The sequence below is a fragment of the Mucilaginibacter sp. UYCu711 genome, assembly GCF_050433825.1.
GTDB lineage: Bacteria > Bacteroidota > Bacteroidia > Sphingobacteriales > Sphingobacteriaceae > Mucilaginibacter.
Genome location: NZ_JBNPWM010000002.1, coordinates 513,698 through 531,434, shown reverse-complemented (window position 1 = coordinate 531,434; position 17,737 = coordinate 513,698). Strand labels below are relative to the sequence as shown.

17 protein-coding genes are annotated in these 17,737 nt (G+C 41.5%); 5 read left to right on the top strand and 12 right to left on the bottom strand.

Features of this window, described 5'->3' with window-relative positions; all coding sequences use genetic code 11:
- Positions 1-30: 30 nt before the first annotated feature.
- Entirely contained in the window at positions 31-1,419 is a 1,389-nt protein-coding gene (locus tag ABIB50_RS06385; protein WP_429378223.1) for a glycoside hydrolase family 30 protein, read from the bottom strand.
- Between the two features lie 125 nt (positions 1,420-1,544).
- A complete protein-coding gene (locus ABIB50_RS06380) occupies positions 1,545-1,853 on the bottom strand; it encodes a PqqD family protein (RefSeq protein ID WP_429378222.1) in 309 nt (102 codons plus the stop codon).
- Between the two features lie 95 nt (positions 1,854-1,948).
- On the opposite strand from ABIB50_RS06380, the gene ABIB50_RS06375 reads away from it, so the two are divergent.
- Positions 1,949-3,124 carry a cupin domain-containing protein gene (locus tag ABIB50_RS06375; protein ID WP_429378220.1) on the top strand — a complete coding sequence of 392 codons (1,176 nt, stop codon included), beginning with the start codon at positions 1,949-1,951 and terminating at the stop codon, positions 3,122-3,124.
- Between the two features lie 2 nt (positions 3,125-3,126).
- Here ABIB50_RS06375 and ABIB50_RS06370 read toward each other — a convergent pair whose 3' ends face one another.
- The 6 genes from ABIB50_RS06370 to ABIB50_RS06345 all read right to left on the bottom strand — a co-directional run bounded on the left by ABIB50_RS06370 (position 3,127) and on the right by ABIB50_RS06345 (position 9,557).
- Positions 3,127-3,852 carry a hypothetical protein gene (locus tag ABIB50_RS06370; protein WP_429378219.1) on the bottom strand — a complete coding sequence of 242 codons (726 nt, stop codon included), beginning with the start codon at positions 3,850-3,852 and terminating at the stop codon, positions 3,127-3,129.
- Between the two features lie 254 nt (positions 3,853-4,106).
- On the bottom strand, positions 4,107-4,250 hold the full coding sequence (locus ABIB50_RS06365) for a hypothetical protein (RefSeq protein WP_429378218.1): 144 nt from the start codon (positions 4,248-4,250) through the stop codon (positions 4,107-4,109).
- A 54-nt stretch (positions 4,251-4,304) separates the two neighbouring features.
- A complete protein-coding gene (cobA, locus tag ABIB50_RS06360; protein ID WP_429378216.1) occupies positions 4,305-5,033 on the bottom strand; it encodes a uroporphyrinogen-III C-methyltransferase in 729 nt (242 codons plus the stop codon).
- 115 nt (positions 5,034-5,148) lie between these two features.
- Complete coding sequence (locus ABIB50_RS06355) at positions 5,149-5,841, bottom strand: Crp/Fnr family transcriptional regulator (RefSeq protein WP_429378215.1); 693 nt, start codon at positions 5,839-5,841, stop codon at positions 5,149-5,151.
- Between the two features lie 255 nt (positions 5,842-6,096).
- The gene (locus ABIB50_RS06350) at positions 6,097-8,910 is read right to left on the bottom strand and encodes a family 43 glycosylhydrolase (protein ID WP_429378213.1); all 2,814 of its coding nucleotides are present in this window, start codon (positions 8,908-8,910) and stop codon (positions 6,097-6,099) included.
- Positions 8,911-8,972: 62 nt separating this feature from the next.
- A complete protein-coding gene (locus tag ABIB50_RS06345) occupies positions 8,973-9,557 on the bottom strand; it encodes a hypothetical protein (protein ID WP_429378211.1) in 585 nt (194 codons plus the stop codon).
- A 210-nt stretch (positions 9,558-9,767) separates the two neighbouring features.
- On the opposite strand from ABIB50_RS06345, the gene ABIB50_RS06340 reads away from it, so the two are divergent.
- Positions 9,768-11,390 (top strand): hypothetical protein, encoded by a 1,623-nt coding sequence (locus tag ABIB50_RS06340; protein ID WP_429378210.1) that lies wholly within the window; start codon positions 9,768-9,770, stop codon positions 11,388-11,390.
- Between the two features lie 240 nt (positions 11,391-11,630).
- A complete protein-coding gene (locus ABIB50_RS06335; protein WP_429378208.1) occupies positions 11,631-11,999 on the top strand; it encodes a response regulator in 369 nt (122 codons plus the stop codon).
- A gap of 15 nt (positions 12,000-12,014) precedes the next feature.
- On the opposite strand, the gene ABIB50_RS06330 is transcribed toward ABIB50_RS06335, so the two are convergent.
- The 4 genes from ABIB50_RS06330 to ABIB50_RS06315 are packed head-to-tail and all read right to left on the bottom strand — an operon-like array spanning position 12,015 to position 15,216.
- Positions 12,015-12,530, bottom strand: coding sequence for a shikimate kinase (locus tag ABIB50_RS06330; RefSeq protein ID WP_429378206.1), 516 nt, complete (start codon positions 12,528-12,530; stop codon positions 12,015-12,017).
- Positions 12,527-13,585 carry an ABC transporter permease gene (locus tag ABIB50_RS06325; protein WP_429378204.1) on the bottom strand — a complete coding sequence of 353 codons (1,059 nt, stop codon included), beginning with the start codon at positions 13,583-13,585 and terminating at the stop codon, positions 12,527-12,529. Before ABIB50_RS06325 ends, ABIB50_RS06330 begins: the two co-directional genes overlap by 4 nt.
- Entirely contained in the window at positions 13,586-14,737 is a 1,152-nt protein-coding gene (locus ABIB50_RS06320) for a BT_3928 family protein (protein ID WP_429378203.1), read from the bottom strand.
- A complete protein-coding gene (locus tag ABIB50_RS06315) occupies positions 14,734-15,216 on the bottom strand; it encodes a DUF1599 domain-containing protein (RefSeq protein WP_429378201.1) in 483 nt (160 codons plus the stop codon). The genes ABIB50_RS06320 and ABIB50_RS06315 overlap by 4 nt, the downstream gene beginning before the upstream one ends.
- A gap of 211 nt (positions 15,217-15,427) precedes the next feature.
- Here ABIB50_RS06315 and folP point away from each other — a divergent pair, with 211 nt between their 5' ends.
- Complete coding sequence (gene folP, locus ABIB50_RS06310; RefSeq protein ID WP_429378199.1) at positions 15,428-16,288, top strand: dihydropteroate synthase; 861 nt, start codon at positions 15,428-15,430, stop codon at positions 16,286-16,288.
- A gap of 49 nt (positions 16,289-16,337) precedes the next feature.
- Positions 16,338-17,732, top strand: a complete 1,395-nt coding sequence (locus ABIB50_RS06305; protein WP_429378197.1) for a sulfatase family protein — start codon at positions 16,338-16,340, stop codon at positions 17,730-17,732.
- The last annotated feature ends 5 nt before the right edge of the window (positions 17,733-17,737 follow it).

Here is a 17,737-nt window from a genome sequence, read left to right as displayed (position 1 = left end):
CTGAAATATACTGGTTAAACAAATCTACTATTACCAAACATAGGTAGCAACTGATGCGGCACTTAATTGCGCCGTCACCGTTTTATCCTTGCAGGCAATTTTAAAAGTCTGTGCCGATCTGCCCTTATTGGCAACTATTAAAACGGTCTTACCATCCGGCGTAGTAAAAGCTACGTCTGACAGGCCATCGGGTAGCGAACTATCTATCCTCACCGAATTAGGCGGAACAAATTTTGACACATGCCCAATGGTATAATAAGCCAAATTACGGCTTACCTTATCGCCATCAATAGTAATAGCGCCCTGGCAGCTTGGGCAGCCACCATTATCTGTATGGGGTTTATTTTGCGGATCGGCAGCTATGTTCCATAGGAGCACATTACGGCTCCAGTTGCGGGTAGCGCCAATAACTATCCGTTCGGTTGGGTTGCCCACATTAAAATCGTTACGGCTTACGGCCATCATTTCAGTAAAGTATAGGTTTTTGTTAGGGAACGCGTCATGTACCTTGCTCATCGCAGTAATTGGCCCTGCATATAAGTGGAAACCTGAGCCGTCTACATATTGATTAGCGCCAGGGTCGGTCAAAATAGAGATCGGGTACTCGGGCGCGTCACAATTATGATCATATAATATGATCTTGGTTTTAATACCCGCTGCTTTAAATGCAGGGCCTAAATTGTTTTTGATGAAATTTAATTCCTCTTTTGCCAGGAACTGGTTACTTGGTGTATTACCATCATTAAAGGGTTCATTTTGCACGGTAACCGCGTCAATAGTAATACCATGCTTTTTCATCCCCTGGATATATTTTACAAAGTAACGTGCATAAACATCATAATATTGATCCATCAACCTGCCGCCCTGGATATTATGGTTTGATTTCATCCACAACGGTGCCGACCATGGCGACCCCAGGATCTTGATATTAGGGTTAACCGCTAAAATCTCTTTTAATACCGGTATCACATCCTGCTCATCTTCCTTTAAAGTGAATTTTTCAAGCGTCATATCGGTTTGCCCTGCGGGGATATCATCATAGGAAAACGTATGATCATTCAGATCAGAAGACCCAATGCTTAAACGCAGGTAACTTATGCCCACATCATTGGCACCGGCACCAAATAGTTCCTGGATAATTTTTTTACGCTCGCCTGCCGACATGCGGATCATGTTTTGTGCGCTGCCGCCGGTAAGTGCGAAACCAAACCCATCAACCGACTGGTATTTTTTCGCAGGGTCAATCGTAATAACCGGTACGTTATCACTACTACCCGCAGTAAAAGTCAATGGCGACTGTTTGGTCAGCAAAGCTGATTTTTCATTGTTGGTCAACCACCAATTCACGGTGTTTTGTGCATAACATATTGAATTCAGCAGCAAACCACTTGATAGCAATATTAGTCTTAGGGATTTCATAATTTAGTTTCTTAGGTCTAAAGTGCAAAATCTCAGGTCGTTAATATTAATTAGATCTTAGTTAGGTTCAGTGTAATTAATTGCGAAAGCAACGGTTCGAACAGAAGTATTCATTAATACGGCAATTATTGAGCAGATAAATAATTATTATTGCTTTCAAGTATTACTTTGCACTCAAGCATACGTTGAAGAAAATGCTGCACCTTGTCTTTTCCATACTGCTCATCAACTTCATACATGTTAACTATCTGGCATACTATTTCATCAAGGCTAAGTGGTGCTGTAAGTAGTTGCCAAATATCACAGCCAATGGCGTTCATGCCAATATAATTGCCATTATTGGTGTTCATTAATACGATATCATCGCCCAGGCGGACAGATATTAGTTCACTATCATTGCGTTCAACTATAATCGTTCCGTCAAATTCTTTCACCGCATCTTCAATTATAAGGCAATGTAATAATTTATTCCATAACTCAAAAAATCATATCTTACGGGCAAACTAATAGGCTTGTCATACCATCAATAATGCATGATTTTTATTCAATAATTTCTCCCGTAGCTGAACAAGATTTTAATAACAACTACTTTGAAAAAAAGTCATTACTGATACAACGTAATGATCCCGGATATTTTTCATCATTATTAACTATTGATGCTATGGCCAATTACCTGGAACGTAAGGATACCGTATATCCACGTATAAGGATGGTAAAAGATGGCATACAACTCCCAAATGATCTGTATGTAAAAAACACATCAATAAAACATCATGTAACTGAAATTATTGATAACGAAAAGCTTTTTAGTTTATTTGAAGACGGCGCATCAATAGTTTGCCAGCAATTAAATATCACTTTCCCCATATTGTATGAGTTTACACAACAGCTATCAAACTATTTCAAATCAACTATTGGATTAAATACCTATTTAACGCCTGCTTCGGCCCAGGCTTTTGATCCGCATTATGACAATCATGACGTATTTATTTTACAGGTATATGGTTCAAAAATCTGGCGGCTATATGACATGCCCTTGCCGTTCCCTGTAAATAATTTCGATAAAAAAACAGGTTTTATTCCCGAGCCCAGCCTTGAGGTGCAATTAATGCAAGGCGATACTTTATACATTCCAAGAGGTCTTATTCATGATGCCACAACCGCCAACAACACATCGTTACATATTACCGTGGGCTTAAATGTTGAAACCTGGGTTGATGTGTTTAAATCAATTACCGATCAAGCCGCATCTGTTGAAGGTTTTAGAAAAACTTTTAACTGGCACCAGGTAACCGCAACCGAATTGAAGAATACCATCTATGAGTTATCAATTGAACTGCTTGAAAAAATTGATTACAATAAATTACTTGCCGACATTAAACAAAAACACAACGGCAGGCAGTATGAGGTTCACCGTGGTCGTTTTAATGACTTGTTAAACAATAAAGATCTGGACGATAATTCGGTGGTTTATTTGCGTAAGCAGGTAAACACAAACTTAACTGCAGATACCCATAGCATTAATTTAACTATACGCAATAAAGATGTAAAGTTTCGCTTATCAGAAAAAGAATTGATTAGCGAAATGCTGCAAACTGATGAATTCAGCGTAGCAGAGCTCCAAAATAAATACCCGCATTTAAAGGTTTTAAAAAATATAAAAACCCTGGTTAAACATGGGGTACTGGGTATAAAGAAAGCCTGACATCAACGCGCGCGGTTTGCCAATGTTTTATATGTTTCAATAATGCCGCTATCTTCAACTAACTTTAATATCTGTTGATTTAATATAGCCTTACGGCCATTATTAATATCAGCAAAAAATACACCTCGGTACTTATTTTTTGAATAGTAAAGGGTACTATTTTCTATGTTAATTTTATCTTGTGGGGTTTGCACCAAATTAAAATGGGCTAACATCTTTTCAAAATTTTCAGCCCCGTTATTTCCATAATTAATTAACAGATTATTTGGGCTAAGTTGTAATCCACACTTATATAATTGGGCCAGTATTTTGATAGAAAAATCAATAAAGGAGATATCGCCTGTATTTTCCTTTTCTTTTAAAAGCGCAGAAACAATAACAGGGTCATTATAAAACCTCATCCACCCTATCCTTTTTCCAAGAACAGAATCTAATACATCTAATGGATCACGAAAAGCAAATACAATTGGTGTATTGGGCCACATTTTACTTAATTGTTGCAAAAACAATGTATTCCAACTGGTAAATTTCAGATAAACACCGTTATGATGATCACCTGTATTCCCTAAAATATCAACAAATGATTTTATAGCATATTCAATCTCTTGTTGGTTTTTCTGCTGATAAAATTGCTCGCCAAAACTGATATAATTTTTAAAAAGCGAACTTATAAAAGTTGGTTCGGCCAATACTAATGTGCCATCAACCGCATTAATTGCGTTTGACAATAAGGTAGAACCGCATCTGCCCACATGAAATATTAAGCCGGCAGGTACTATTTGTTTTAACCCCCCGGCTGTTTCTGCCAGGTCGGCTAATTTTGTTTTTATAGTTGAATGAAGCGGATCTGATTTACGCGCGGCAGCAATAGCATCACGAAACATGGGCCGATCAAACTTAATAGATTTAGCTTTTAGCCAGTATACTTCACCGTATGGTGATATTTGAAAAGGGATTGTGCAGCATAATTTATTCAAAACAACTAAGAGCCTGAAGCTATATCATCATCTCCGGCAAGTTCATGAGGCCCTATCGCATTATGAGATTCAATTTTTTTCATTGGCATTAAAGTAAGCACGGGGTCTACCCATATCTTCTTTTCTACTTCAGGCTGGTCTTTTTCCATAAAAAAATTTCCTAAAGTTAATTTTTTTAAATCAATTCTATGTGATAGCGTATTTTATATAGCCAGGTTGGTTACCCCACCTATTATAATAATAGCCGGATGGGTTAATTGCTGACTTTCGGCTAATGCAACCAGGTCTTTCACCGGTCCTTTTACAGATTTTTGTTTAATTGTTGAAGCATGTTGTATAATAGCAGCAGGTATATCGCCAAATCCGGCATCAATATAAGTAGCGGCTATTGATGCCAGTTGTTTCATCCCCATATATATTACTACTGTAGCGTTGCTTTGCATGGCCAGGCGCAGATCGGCAGATAGGGTGCCGTCTTTTTTTGTACCCGTAACCACCCAGATACCTTCGCTCACTGCGCGATGGGTAAGTGGGATATCCTCCAACCCCGATGCCTGCATACTGGTAATACCCGGGATATAATACGTTTTAATACCCTGCTCGCGGGCGAATAGTATTTCTTCAAAACCACGGCCAAATATAAACGGATCGCCGCCCTTTAGGCGCACCACGCTGCCTTTACTAAAAGCAAAGTGCTTAATTAAACTGTGGATCTCTTCTTGTGAAGTATATTTTCCGTAGGGTTGTTTGCCGACGTAGATCTTCTCGCAATCCGGCGGGGTAAGGTTCAGCAATTCACTATTGGCCAGGTTATCATACAATACAACTTTGGCCTGCTGCAAAATTTTATATCCCTTAACCGTAATCAGTTCCGGGTCGCCCGGGCCGGCGCCTAAAACATATAATTCGGGCTGCTGAAGGATATCTGTCATAATTATATCGACTTACTAAAAAATCAATGATTTATATGACCAAAGTAACAACAATCAAGGCTTAATAAACCAAATACGTCCAATAAAATTATAAGGCAAGGGTAAAAAATATAGCCTACGCTATATCTTGGGTTAGTTTTTCAAGTCGCCCAAGGTTTGCAATAGAAATACTTTTACCCGATAGCACCAAAAGTCCTTCGTGTATCAATTCATTTATTACCCTGAAAACAGTTTCGTAAGTGGCGCCGGAGTATGATGCCAGGTCCTGGCGGCTCAGTTCAATATTTATAAAACCATCCCTGGTTAACCCAAACTGGTCTTTTAACATAATTAAAGCCTCGGCAACGCGCCCTTTTACCGGCATATGGGCCAGGTTGCGCATTTTCCGTTCAGATACACGCAGATCATGGGCAAAAAACATTAAAAGATTAAAGGTGAATTCGGCGTTTACTTTTAACGTCGCCTCAAAAAATTCCATATCAACATAGCTAACAATGCCGGCCTGCACCGCGGTTGCCGATATGGCATAGGTACCATTACCTCCTAACGCTCTATGTCCGAATATTTCGCCCTCTTTGGCAAACCTTAATATAAGCTCTTTATCGGCCCCCCAACGTTTATGGACCTTTATAATGCCGGTATTTACAAAGAAAATACCGTTTACAGGGTCACCCTCTTTAAAAATAACCTCACCTTTTTTTACTTTATAGTTTTTTTTGTGCGCTAAAATTGCCGGAATCCACTCTTTAAGGCACCCCGAACACAAAAAACAACCTTTTTCGCTATCAGGTAGGGTTATTTTTTTCATTTTATATTAATAAGATCAGTTAACAATACAATTGTAAGCAATTTAAACCGGGTATGCATCATAATTATTAATACTTTTTACAACTTGAATGAAAAATATTACAATAATTCAATAAATTTATAACTAAAATTACATTTAGTGTAAAAAAAGAATATTCCATTTCTGTAAAATAGCCCAAATTCGTCATTTATTCTTTTTTCGATCAATAAAATAGTCAGCAAGCAGCTATCCCAATCATTATTTCCATAACTGGCCTTATTTTTCAAACAAAGTTATGCCATTGTACGTAATCGGCGTATCCTTACCAAATAAACCTACCTGCGATGCGGGCCATGCCCCTTTTATCTCAGCTACTTGTTTACCGTCAAGAAACATGATGACTTTATCGTTTAACTTAACTACACGCAAATTATAGTCAGACGTTTTTTCCTCAGTAACATACAGCTTATAAACATGTACAGAATTATCGGCTGTCGAGCTTACCAACCTTATTGCATCCGCAGTTATTTTAGCAAATTCAATTTTATTTACAGCCTCGTCTTCGCGCGACACTACTTTGAAATCAAGCTTTAACCACTCGCTGTTGTGCAGGTAAAACACGTTTAAATTATCAAACGTATTAGTGGCGAACTCATTTTTATCATAAACAGATTTTACTACCTCTAATGACGACAATACGGTATTTTTCTTTAACGGATAATACTTGTTTAATCCATCGCCATATTTAGGGTCCGGGTATTTAACCATCTTTCGTTTAAGCGGGAACGTTGTATTTACAGCCTCTTTACCGTTTATTTTTCCGGAGACAATAAGGCTGCCCTTCTCAAAATCCAATCCTGCCTGCAAGTAATTATCCTTGTCTGTAAAAACCGGGTAAATGCCTGCCGTTCCTTTATCGGGCGAGGTATTTAAGCTTTTATAGATCTGGGTGCCAAATTCATATTGGTTTAACAAGTCACCCTTAAAGACTGAAAAGCTACTTTTACTTTCAGCCAAAGAGATCCCTTTATCAGAAACGATCCACTTGCCGGCCTCACTATTGCCCGGTTTCCAGCCGGTGATTATAGAATTGTATTCATCCCATCCCGGGGTATAAATAGCGCCATCAAATGAAGCACTGCTTTTTTCAGTAAACAGTCCCGGGATACCTTGCGCCACGAAAGCTGAGTTTATTTTATTGTTGCCCGGCGCCGGGTTGTCATCAATCTCCACATCAAACCGTTTATCATTTTTATATACCGACAGGCTATGATAAACATCAAAATTAAACTCTTTAGACAGCTTGTTTTTCTTAACAGATTCCTTCCCGTCCTTCATTAATCTTGAATACCAGTTTCCCTCTTTTGGGTTAAACCCAATTTCCAGAAAGTTTGCAGCGCTGGCATAATAGGCTATAATGCCAGAGTTGCCTTTTTTATGTGAGTCGTTTTTTACACCGATCTTAAACAAGTAATTACCTGTTTTATGGCTTTTTATCAGGGCACTGGTTTTATTTACCTCATCTGATTGTTTTAGCTCGCCGTTTTTAATCTGCCAGTTACCGGCCCTGATGTCCCATTTAGCTTTAAGATCTGCCTTATCAGCCGATTCAAAAATGTCGCCAAATATAGGGGCCGATGGGTTTGGGTGATAGCCCGGTGTATTGCTTCCTGTCGGGCCATCTACAGTTAATTCATGGTCGTTAAAAACAACCCGGTTCACAAACTGGCCACGCCTTCCGCCGTTTTTAATTCCGAAATATATCAGCCACCACTCAAAACCGTTAGGCCCTTTCAAGATATTAGGCTGACCGGGATTAAACAAAATATCATCGCCCGGTTTGGTCAACGGATCTACCAGGTCAATATCTAAATTGACAGATCGCCGTCCTCTTTTGCTATGCAGGGCAATTACATTATTGCCGGCTTTTAACTTTTGTATTACCTCTTTAGTCAAATTAATGGTAGCGTAGTTAGTCGCGGTGTTGCTATACACTTGCTGGCCATCAATATATACTTCGGTTGGGCCGCCGTGGTTAACCAACAGTTGCAGGTAGTCTGATGGCGGTGTCTTCATAGTAAATTGTTTCCGTACCCAAATATCGTCGCTGTTCCAAATGGTTTGTCTTCTAAGGACGGTACTTCCTTTTGTTATCTCGTTGGCAAATCCTTTTTCGCCGCTTTGCCAGCCGGTATCTGCAAAGCCGGGTTCCATCCATTTATCGGCTGGTTTATCGAAGGTGTATTTCCAGTTAGTAAAATTTTCAAGCGACGAGGTAAAGAAATATCTTAGCTCATCCGGGTTATCCGTTAAGTTTTGCTGCACAACGGGCTGCCCGTATTTAGCCCCACTGTTAAAACCAAGCGGATCATCGGCTTCGGCTACCCCCAAGGCATAGTTGCCATATTGATTAGCGGAGTGATTAGCATTATACATCATGTAATACCTCGACCGGTATTTCATCACCCAGGGGCCTTCGTTAACATTATTGTCATACCGTTCCCAGGTTTCGGGTAACGAGTTAAACAAATATTTAGGTTGTCCTTTAAACGTCCACGGATCAGCCATTGGTTGCCCCCATATGGTATTGCCGTCGGTAAATTTCGCGGTGTAGAAATAAAATGTGCTATCAGTATTTATAAACAGATTGGCGTCTATCCGGCTATCAAACCAGGTTTTTTTAACCGGCTCTACATACGGGCCGAGTATATTTTCGGCAACGGCGTGGCCCACATGCACTGTCATGTTTTTTGCCCCCCAAAAATTTACCGACCAATAAAAATGGAACTTCCCGTTCCAATAGTGGATATCGGCAGCATGGATCTGGTTGTCGCCGAACGGCTTGCCCTTTGTCCAGTCGTTATCCATCGAGAAAACATGCACCGGCCCGGTCCATTTTACCAGGTCGTCTGACACATAAAAACCACCGTTGGTAGCTACGCCGGCCAGGTAATACTTTCCGTTAAAATTTATGGCGCCGGCATCGGCAATGCCTTCCAGCACAGGGTTGCTCTGCGCATACGCGCCGCCATTTAATAGCCCTGAAAATAAAATAAGAGTGATTAGAAACGCGTTTTTTAAAGCTTTCATTTTTTAATTTATATAAATAAATGGCAAAAAATGCGTTGAAGCCCTGTAGGGTTTGGCTCGTACTAATCTTTTACCGCATCAACTATTAAAGAGGTGTAGCCTAATTTTCCGCCCTGGTTTCTTGGGTCATACCTGCGCGAGCGGTGGATCAGGCCTCCGTCGAGTGTCCAGTCAGTATAATTAAATTTGCCGTCCCCATCCCAATATTCCAATAGCTCCACCCTAAAGCCTGCTTTCTCCAGGCGGGATTTCATCACGTCGTAGGTGTATAATATTTTATGATCGTCGGCACCAATACCGGTACCGCCAATACGCACCCATTCAATATATTCTTTGTCGGGGTTATTGCCGTCGGGTACTGCTATACGCAGGCGGCCGCCTTTTGCCAGCCAGTCATAACAGTTTTGGTTTGACAGGCGGGTTTCCTCGTCCGGGATATGCTCCCAAACGTGCTCGGCTAAAATATTGGTTAAGCGTTCATCACCAAAAAGGCGTTGCCAGTCTGATGCTTTGCTTGCATCCAACGCGTCATATTCAGATAAGATCCACTCTTTCCCCAGTTTAATTTTTGATGAGCCAATGGTAAGTTTCCTTTTTTTAAGAACATTAAAATTGAACTTAATATCCAACGTTCCTATCATCCTCATTAAAATATGCTTTATCATATTGGGTACTACTTTAGCTGTTGCGGTTTTGCAGTTTCAATAATAGGCATTTTTATTACCCTTTTGAAACAGAAAAACCACTTTTCATCACCGGCCTATCTGACAATAAAGGCACTATTTATTGAAAGTTAAAAAACATTGTTAACCATTAGTATATTTGTTACGCAACTCATATTAATTCACTGTCCCTGAATGTTTAAACAAGCCGCTGTAAATAGTTTTTTTATTGCCGTATGGCTCTTAATAAGTTTATCGGCATGCAATAACTCCGGCAATCAATTAATCAAGAAGCAATCAGGCGGCAGCAATACAGCCGAGATCAACAAGCTGATAGCTGCCGGCAAGCGCGTAGAAAGCGCCAGTAACGACTCTTCACAAATAATTGCCGCAAGGCTTTATGAGATAAATAAGGCATCGGGCGATAAACGGGCCCTGGTTTATGCCGAGCTGTTTGAAACCAAATATTACTGGCAGGGTGCCGATCATAAAAAGGCAATGACCCTGGCTATTAAATGCCTGGCCGATGCTGAAAAATATAATATAAGGCCCGCTCTCTCGCACATCTATGGCACCATTGCCAACCTGCATAAAGAAACTACAAACTACGCCATGGCTTTTAAGGCCGCCGAAAGTGGCTTAAGTGCTGCAGTTGCTAATAAGGACTCATCAGAGATCATTGCACTGCTGGGCTTAAAAGCGATGTTTACCCGTGCAGTAAGCCTGGGTGGAGGGCAGCCGGGCCCGGATAAAAGCATTGATCTAAACCTGGCGGCATTGAAAATTGCCGAATCAAGCCCAAAGTATGAGCGCCTGCGGATCCGTTTTTATGACAACATTTGCCAGTATTATAAAGACCAGCGCGATTTTGCCAAAGCTTACTATTATGGCAATAAGGGTGTTAAACTGGCTACCAAATACAACCAGCAACGATCATTAACATATGCTTACTCCTGGCTGGGCCAGGCTAATTATTTTGAGGGGAAACAAGCCCAAGGCATTGCGCTGCTGGATTCGGCGCTGAAGATCGCTACCCGGTTAAAAGAACCTTATCGCGTAATGGAGATCCATGGGCATATTTATGATTGTTATATCTCTACCAATAACTATAAAGATGCATTAGCCCACTACACCCGGATGCGGAGTATGCGCGACTCGCTTAAAGTATTGGATAATGTAAAACAGATAAGCGAGCTGCAGGTAAAATATGAAACCGCAAAAAAGGATAAAGAAATAAGCCTGCTTAATGATAAAGCCGAAATAGAGACGCTGCAACGGAACGCTATTATTTTGATGCTGATTTTACTGGTGACCATAGCCGTGTTGTTTTATATCAAAGAGAAAAAACGCAAGGACCTTTTAATATCAGAAAAGCTGTTACTTGATGAGGAGCTGAAAAATGCAGGGCTTGAATTACTTTACTTCACCGAAAACCTTAAACAAAAAAATGAAGTAATTGAAGAATTTAAGGCCGAAATAGAACATCTTCAACTGCAGCACATTAGCGCGGCAGACAGGGAAAACCTGGACAATTTGATAAAAGCACACATCATGACTGATGAAAACTGGGATAGCTTTAAAAAACTATTTGCAAAAGTACATACCGGATTTTTTGATGCGATAAAACAAAAGTTCCCAAATATTACAACTACTGATACACGGATACTGTCGTTAATTAAACTGCAGCTTAGTAATAATGAAATGGCAAATATGCTGGGCATTACAGTTGAAGGGGTAAAAAAATCAAAACAACGCCTCCGTAAAAAAATAGACCTTAATAAAGACGAAAGTATTGAAACCATTGTTGCTGCTATATAGCAACGGGTTTAACCCGGCCATGTCCACCCTAAAACCGCTTCAAATACACTAAAAATTTATTCACTGTCCGGCCAAGCCTTTCTATAAATTTATTTATTTGTCCATTATTTGTCCACAGTTAAAATAGTGCAAACTTTACTTTATACGTTAGTTTTACATAATAGTTAAAGTAACTCTTTGGTATTAGCCGTAGCCTTTCGTGTCCTTCTAAAGTCCGTCACTCTTAACCTGATACAACTAATGTTAAAACTGAACATTTTTATCGTTGAAGATTCGCCAATAATGGCGGCCGCGCTTAAACACCTTGTGGTTAGGCTTGGCCATAATGTGGTTGGCGTATCTGAATCATATGAAGATGCAATAGTTCAGTTAGAGCTTAGTAATGTTGATATGGTTATTACTGATATTATGCTTAGTGGGCAAAAGAACGGCATTGACCTGGGCGCTTATATTAAAAAGCACTTAAATATCCCGGTTATATACCAATCATCAATTACCGATACTACCATCGTATGCGACGCAATGCGTACAGAGCCAATTGCTTATTTAGTAAAACCCGTTGGCCGTGTTGAATTATCAACAGCCTTATTAAGCGTAGAGGCCGCTTAACTCCAAAATTGCTTATTACTTAATACCCCGGCCTGCTTTAATAGTTGCCGTTAACATTTCAACGCTCATATCTATGCCATTAACAATATGGGTAGCCTGTTCATAAAACCTTTCGCGCTCGGCTAACTTTTCGGCAATAAAAGCCACCAGTTCATCACCGTGTAAACCGGCAATTAAGGGGCGGGTAGCTTTACCTTTATCTAACCGGACGGCCAATGCTTTAGGCGATAGTTTGATATATAACGTTTGCCCATTTGCACCCATCCATTCCATATTATCGAAAAAACAGGGCAGCCCACCACCTGTTGATACTACGACGTTTTCGGGATATACCGTATCTTTTAATATAGATGATTCTAATAGCCGGAACGCGTCCTGTCCATGCTGTAAAAAATATTCGGCTATGGTCATGCCTGCCTTTTCTTCCAACATATGGTCAAGGTCCATAAACTCATAGCCCAGGTGGCTGGCAAGCTTGCGGCTCCAGGTGGTTTTGCCGCATCCCATAAATCCCACAAAAAATATCTTCATTGTAACTTTACTCTTGGGTCAATCCAAACATAAACAACATCAACCAAAATATTTATCACCACAAAAATAAAAGCAATAAATAAAATAGAACCCATTACTACCGGGAAGTCAGACATCTCCAATGCACTAACTGTAGTTTTACCCAGCCCATTATACCCAAATACATACTCTACAAAAAACGATCCTGCCAGCAACGAAGCAAACCAGGTAGCAATAGCGGTAATAACCGGGTTAAGCGCGTTTTTTAAAGCATGGCGATAAATGATTACATTGTTACTTAGTCCCTTTGCTTTAGCGGTGCGGATATAATCCTGGCCCAATACATCTAACATGGCGTTGCGGGTAAGCTGTACAATTATAGCCAGCGGCCTAAAACCCAGGGTAACCATGGGTAGTATTAAATTCTTCCAGGTAATAACCTCGCCTTTAAACGGATCATAACTATATAAGCTGCCCGACATATTTAACCCGGTATATTTACTCAATACAAAACCAAACAACCAGGCTATGATAATCCCCGCGAAAAACGACGGGGCCGAAATCCCTAAAGTTGAAAAAGCCAGCGCCGACCGGTCGATCCAGGTATCTTTATGTACCGCGCTTATTATCCCTAAAAACACGCCTATCAAAATGGCAAACAGCATAGCTGTTGTAGCCAGGATCAGGGTATTGGGTACCACCTCTAAAAGCAATGACACCACATCTTTACTGGTTTGATATGATCTGCGCAGGTAAGGCCACTTTAGCGCCACCACCTTATATTTTGATACAGCAAACAACTTTACATAATGATAGCGTTGCTGCTCGGCAGGCGTATTTAAATGGATGCCTATGGCCGACAGGTCATTCATGTAATAGGCAAACTGCACCGGCAGGGGCTTATCCAACCCAAACTCTTTGCGCACGGTTTGTAATGATTGCACATCGGCGCGTTGGCCCTGGGTCATGCGGGCCGGGTCCACCGGTAAGATATTAAACAGGAAAAACACCACCACCACAATGCCCAGCATTACTGCCGAGCCATAAAAAAATTTACGGATAAGGTAGCTGATCATTTATTGCTTCAAAAAGTATTCTTTGGTCAAATGCTCATAATCCGGCATGGCATGGAAATGCCATTTGTTAACTATGGTGCCGTTTTTTAGCAAAATTATACCCGGGTTGGCGCGTACCATTGATTTTAAAGGCACCCCGTCAGCATAAAATATCTCACTGATCAGACGATGCCTTTTTGCAAATACCGTAGCATCTGCAGCCGAGTTTGAAGTAAGCAGAATGGTACGTGTGTTAAAATTTTGTGTAAGGTTTACAGCCAGCGCGTTTAAGCGGTTAATAGCGCTGGTATCCGTCTTTTTCAAATCATAAGCTACAATTACCAGGCTATAAAAAGGATTGCTTAACAACTCTTTGGTATAATCGTTACGTTGTGCATCCTGGATAGAAAGATCCGCGATTTTAGGTGTAAACCCTTTTTTAACCAACCTGCTTTCGGGATCGCCTATAACCTGCCAGTTGGTATCTTTCCATATGCCCGACTTGATATATTCCTTATCGGTCATGGTTTTGGCTTCGCCGGATTTTTTGTTCTTTAAGTTATAGGTCAGCTCAAACTCGTCGGGCATGGCGCCGGGCGGGGTTTTCATTTCGTCGGGGATATTGGCTCCAATTTTATACGGCAAAAAATCCACTACCGGCGAAAAACTATAGGTAAAACAACCAAAGCCTACTGCTAACACCATAGATACCATTAATAAGCGCTCGCCCGTTTCTTCGCTAGATACCGGCGATATTTTTTCTTTGTTTTTAAATAACACAACAATCAGCAGCAGCAACGCCAGGTCCTTGCTGAATGATTGCCACGGCGTTAACGGTATGGCGTCGCCAAAGCAGCCGCAGGTTTGCACCACTTTAAAAAACGCCGAGTAAAATGTTAAAAACGAAAAGAAGATGATGATTAGCAACAACCCCCAGGCAACCAGCTTTTTGTATACCCCAATTAACAGCGCGAAACCCAATATCATTTCCATAGCGCAAAGCAATATGGCAAAACATAAGGCTACACTATTTAAAAATGTAATGTGGAAAACCTCGAAATACTCCTGGAGTTTATAGGAAAACCCCAGCGGATCATTAGCTTTTATAAGGCCCGAGAAGATAAATAATAAGCCTACGCTAATTCTGCAGAACCATATTAAGCCGTTTTTCATTTTACGTCCAGTTTAATCAATGCAAATACCGAGTAATTTAAAATATCCTGATAGTTGGCTTTTATCCCTTCTGATGCCAGGGTAAGGCCTTTATTGTCTTCAATTTGTTTTACACGCAGCAGCTTCATCAATATCAGATCGGTTAACGAGCTAATACGCATATCGCGCCACGCCTCGCCATAATCATGGTTCTTGGCAAACATCAGGTCCTTTGTTTCTTTAACCTTTTCGTCAAACAAACGCCCCACATGGTCGGTTGCTAACTCAACCGGGGTTTCCGCATCGCACTCCAGCTGCATCATAGCTATAACACAATAGTTTACTATGCCAATATACTCGCCGGTAATATCCTCGCCAACTTTTGATACTTTTTTCTCTTCGAGCGTACGGATACGTTGCGCTTTGATAAAGATCTGGTCGGTGATGGATTCTAAACGCAATATGCGCCAGGCGGTACCATAATCATGGGTCTTCTTCATGAAAAGGGCTTTGCAAACATTAATTACTGCTTCGTACTCTGATGATGTATTGTTCAAGACGTGTATTATAGCGGAATATTTTTACTAACAAACAGTGTGGTTGCAGGGCCAATTCCATCCCATTATTGCGCCTGATTAGGGGGCCACACTTTATAAACATTAACGATTATGATTTTTGTTAAAGTCGGATTACCTTTATCAGATCATATCGATGGCTAAAGATACATTTTTTCATAAAAAACTGACGCTAAACACTGGCGGTAAACTGATTGATTTATCCACACCAAAAGTAATGGGCATAATTAACCTTACGCCCGATTCTTTTTATGCCGATAGCCGCCAGCCCGCCGTAGCCGATGCGCTGCAACAAGCCGAAAAAATGCTGGCCGATGGCGCCACTTTTCTTGATCTTGGGGCCTACTCCTCGCGCCCCGGTGCCGATGATATTTCGGTACAGGAAGAAACCGGCAGGTTGCTACCTGTTGTTGAAGCCATCGTTACCCGTTTCCCGGATGCTATCATATCGATAGATACTTTTCGGGCTTCGGTTGCCGAAGCTGCCATAAAAGCAGGGGCGCATATTATTAATGATATTTCGGGCGGGCAGTTGGATGCTGATATGTTTGCTACTGTTGCGCGGCTGCAGGTTCCTTATATCCTGATGCACATGAAAGGCGACCCAAAAACCATGAACAGCCTTGCCCAATACAATGATGTTTTTAACGAGGTGCTTGATTATTTTGTTGAGAAATATCAACAGTTAAAAACCTTAGGGGTTAATGATGTGATACTTGACCCGGGGTTTGGTTTCGCCAAAAAACCGGAGCATGGCTACGCGCTGTTAAACCGATTAGAAGAGTTCGACCGGCTGGGCCTGCCCCTATTGGTAGGCGTATCCCGCAAAAAAATGATCTATAGCTTATTGGGCGGCACCGCTGCCGATGCTTTAAACGGCACCACCGTATTAAATACCATCGCCCTAACCAAAGGCGCCAATATTTTAAGGGTGCATGATGTAAAAGAAGCGATACAAGCCATAAAGCTGACAGGTTATTTGCATAACAATATATAACTTAGCAAAATGCCCGCAGGGCTAACCCTAATATAACCTGTTTTATTCCATGAAAAAAGTTAGCCTTTTAACAAGCGTGTTTTGTACATGCATAGCCATTGCCGGCCTGTTAGCCTGGAAAGAAAAGCCAGCACCGGTAAAGCAACGGGCGGCCAATCGCCCCAACATCATTATTATATTAACTGATGATATGGGATTTAGCGATGTAGGCTGCTTCGGCGGTAATTTTGTACCTACGCCCAATATCGACCGCATTGCAAAAAACGGCCGCAAATTTACCCAATATTATAGCGCGGCACCCATTTGTTCGCCATCAAGGGCTGGAATGTTAACCGGCATGAACCCGGCAAGGTGGAACTTCTCTACTTTCCTGGATAATAAGAAACACAATAAAAATGCCGAGCAGGCCGATTTCCTTGACCCGGCAGCCCCATCCATTGCCCGCATCTTTAAAAATGCAGGCTATGCTACGGGCCACTTTGGTAAATGGCACATGGGCGGCGGCCGCGATGTAACAAACGCGCCGGGCTTTGAGCAATATGGCATAGATGAGCATAACAGCACCTATGAAAGCCCGGACCCCGATCCGCTATTGACGGCTACAAACTGGATCTGGTCGGACAAGGACAGCATCAAACGCTGGGACCGCACCAAATACTTTGTGGATAAAACCCTTGCCTTTATGCAAAAACATAAGGGGCAGCCCTGCTTCATAAACCTTTGGCCCGATGATGTGCACACCCCATGGGTGCCGCGCAAGGAAACCGAATACACCGGCAAATACCCTATGAACCCCGAGGAAGAAGCTGCTTTTAAAGGTGTGCTGAAAGAGTACGATGTACAAATAGGCCGCCTGCTTGATGGCCTAAAAGCTATGGGTGCCGATAAAAACACCATCGTGATCTTTACCAGCGATAACGGCCCGCTGCCAAGTTTCAGAGGGAGCCGGGCGATGGGCTTGCGCGGATCAAAACTATCTTTATACGAAGGCGGCACCCGCATGCCATTTATCATCCAATGGCCCGGGCATGTGCCTGCGGCAACCATTGATGAAAGCTCTGAACTAAGTTCACTCGACCTGATGCCCACCCTCACCAAATTTGCCGGTATTACGTTACCGGCAGGTTATAAAGGCGATGGCATGGACCGGGGACCGGTACTTTTAGGCAAACCATCACTTCGCGGCAAGGACCTGTTTTGGGAATATGGCCGTAATAACATCGCTTTTAACTATCCGCGTCCTACCGACAAAAGCCCTAACCTGGCGGTACGTTCAGGAGAGTGGAAATTGTTAATGAACAGCGACGGTACGGATATCCAATTGTACAATATCCTAAAAGATAAAAAAGAATCGACCAACGTTGCCGCCAACGAGCCGCAAAAAGTTGCCGACCTAAAAGATAAATTAATGATGTGGTGGAAAACCATTCCGCATTTAAAATAAGAGGT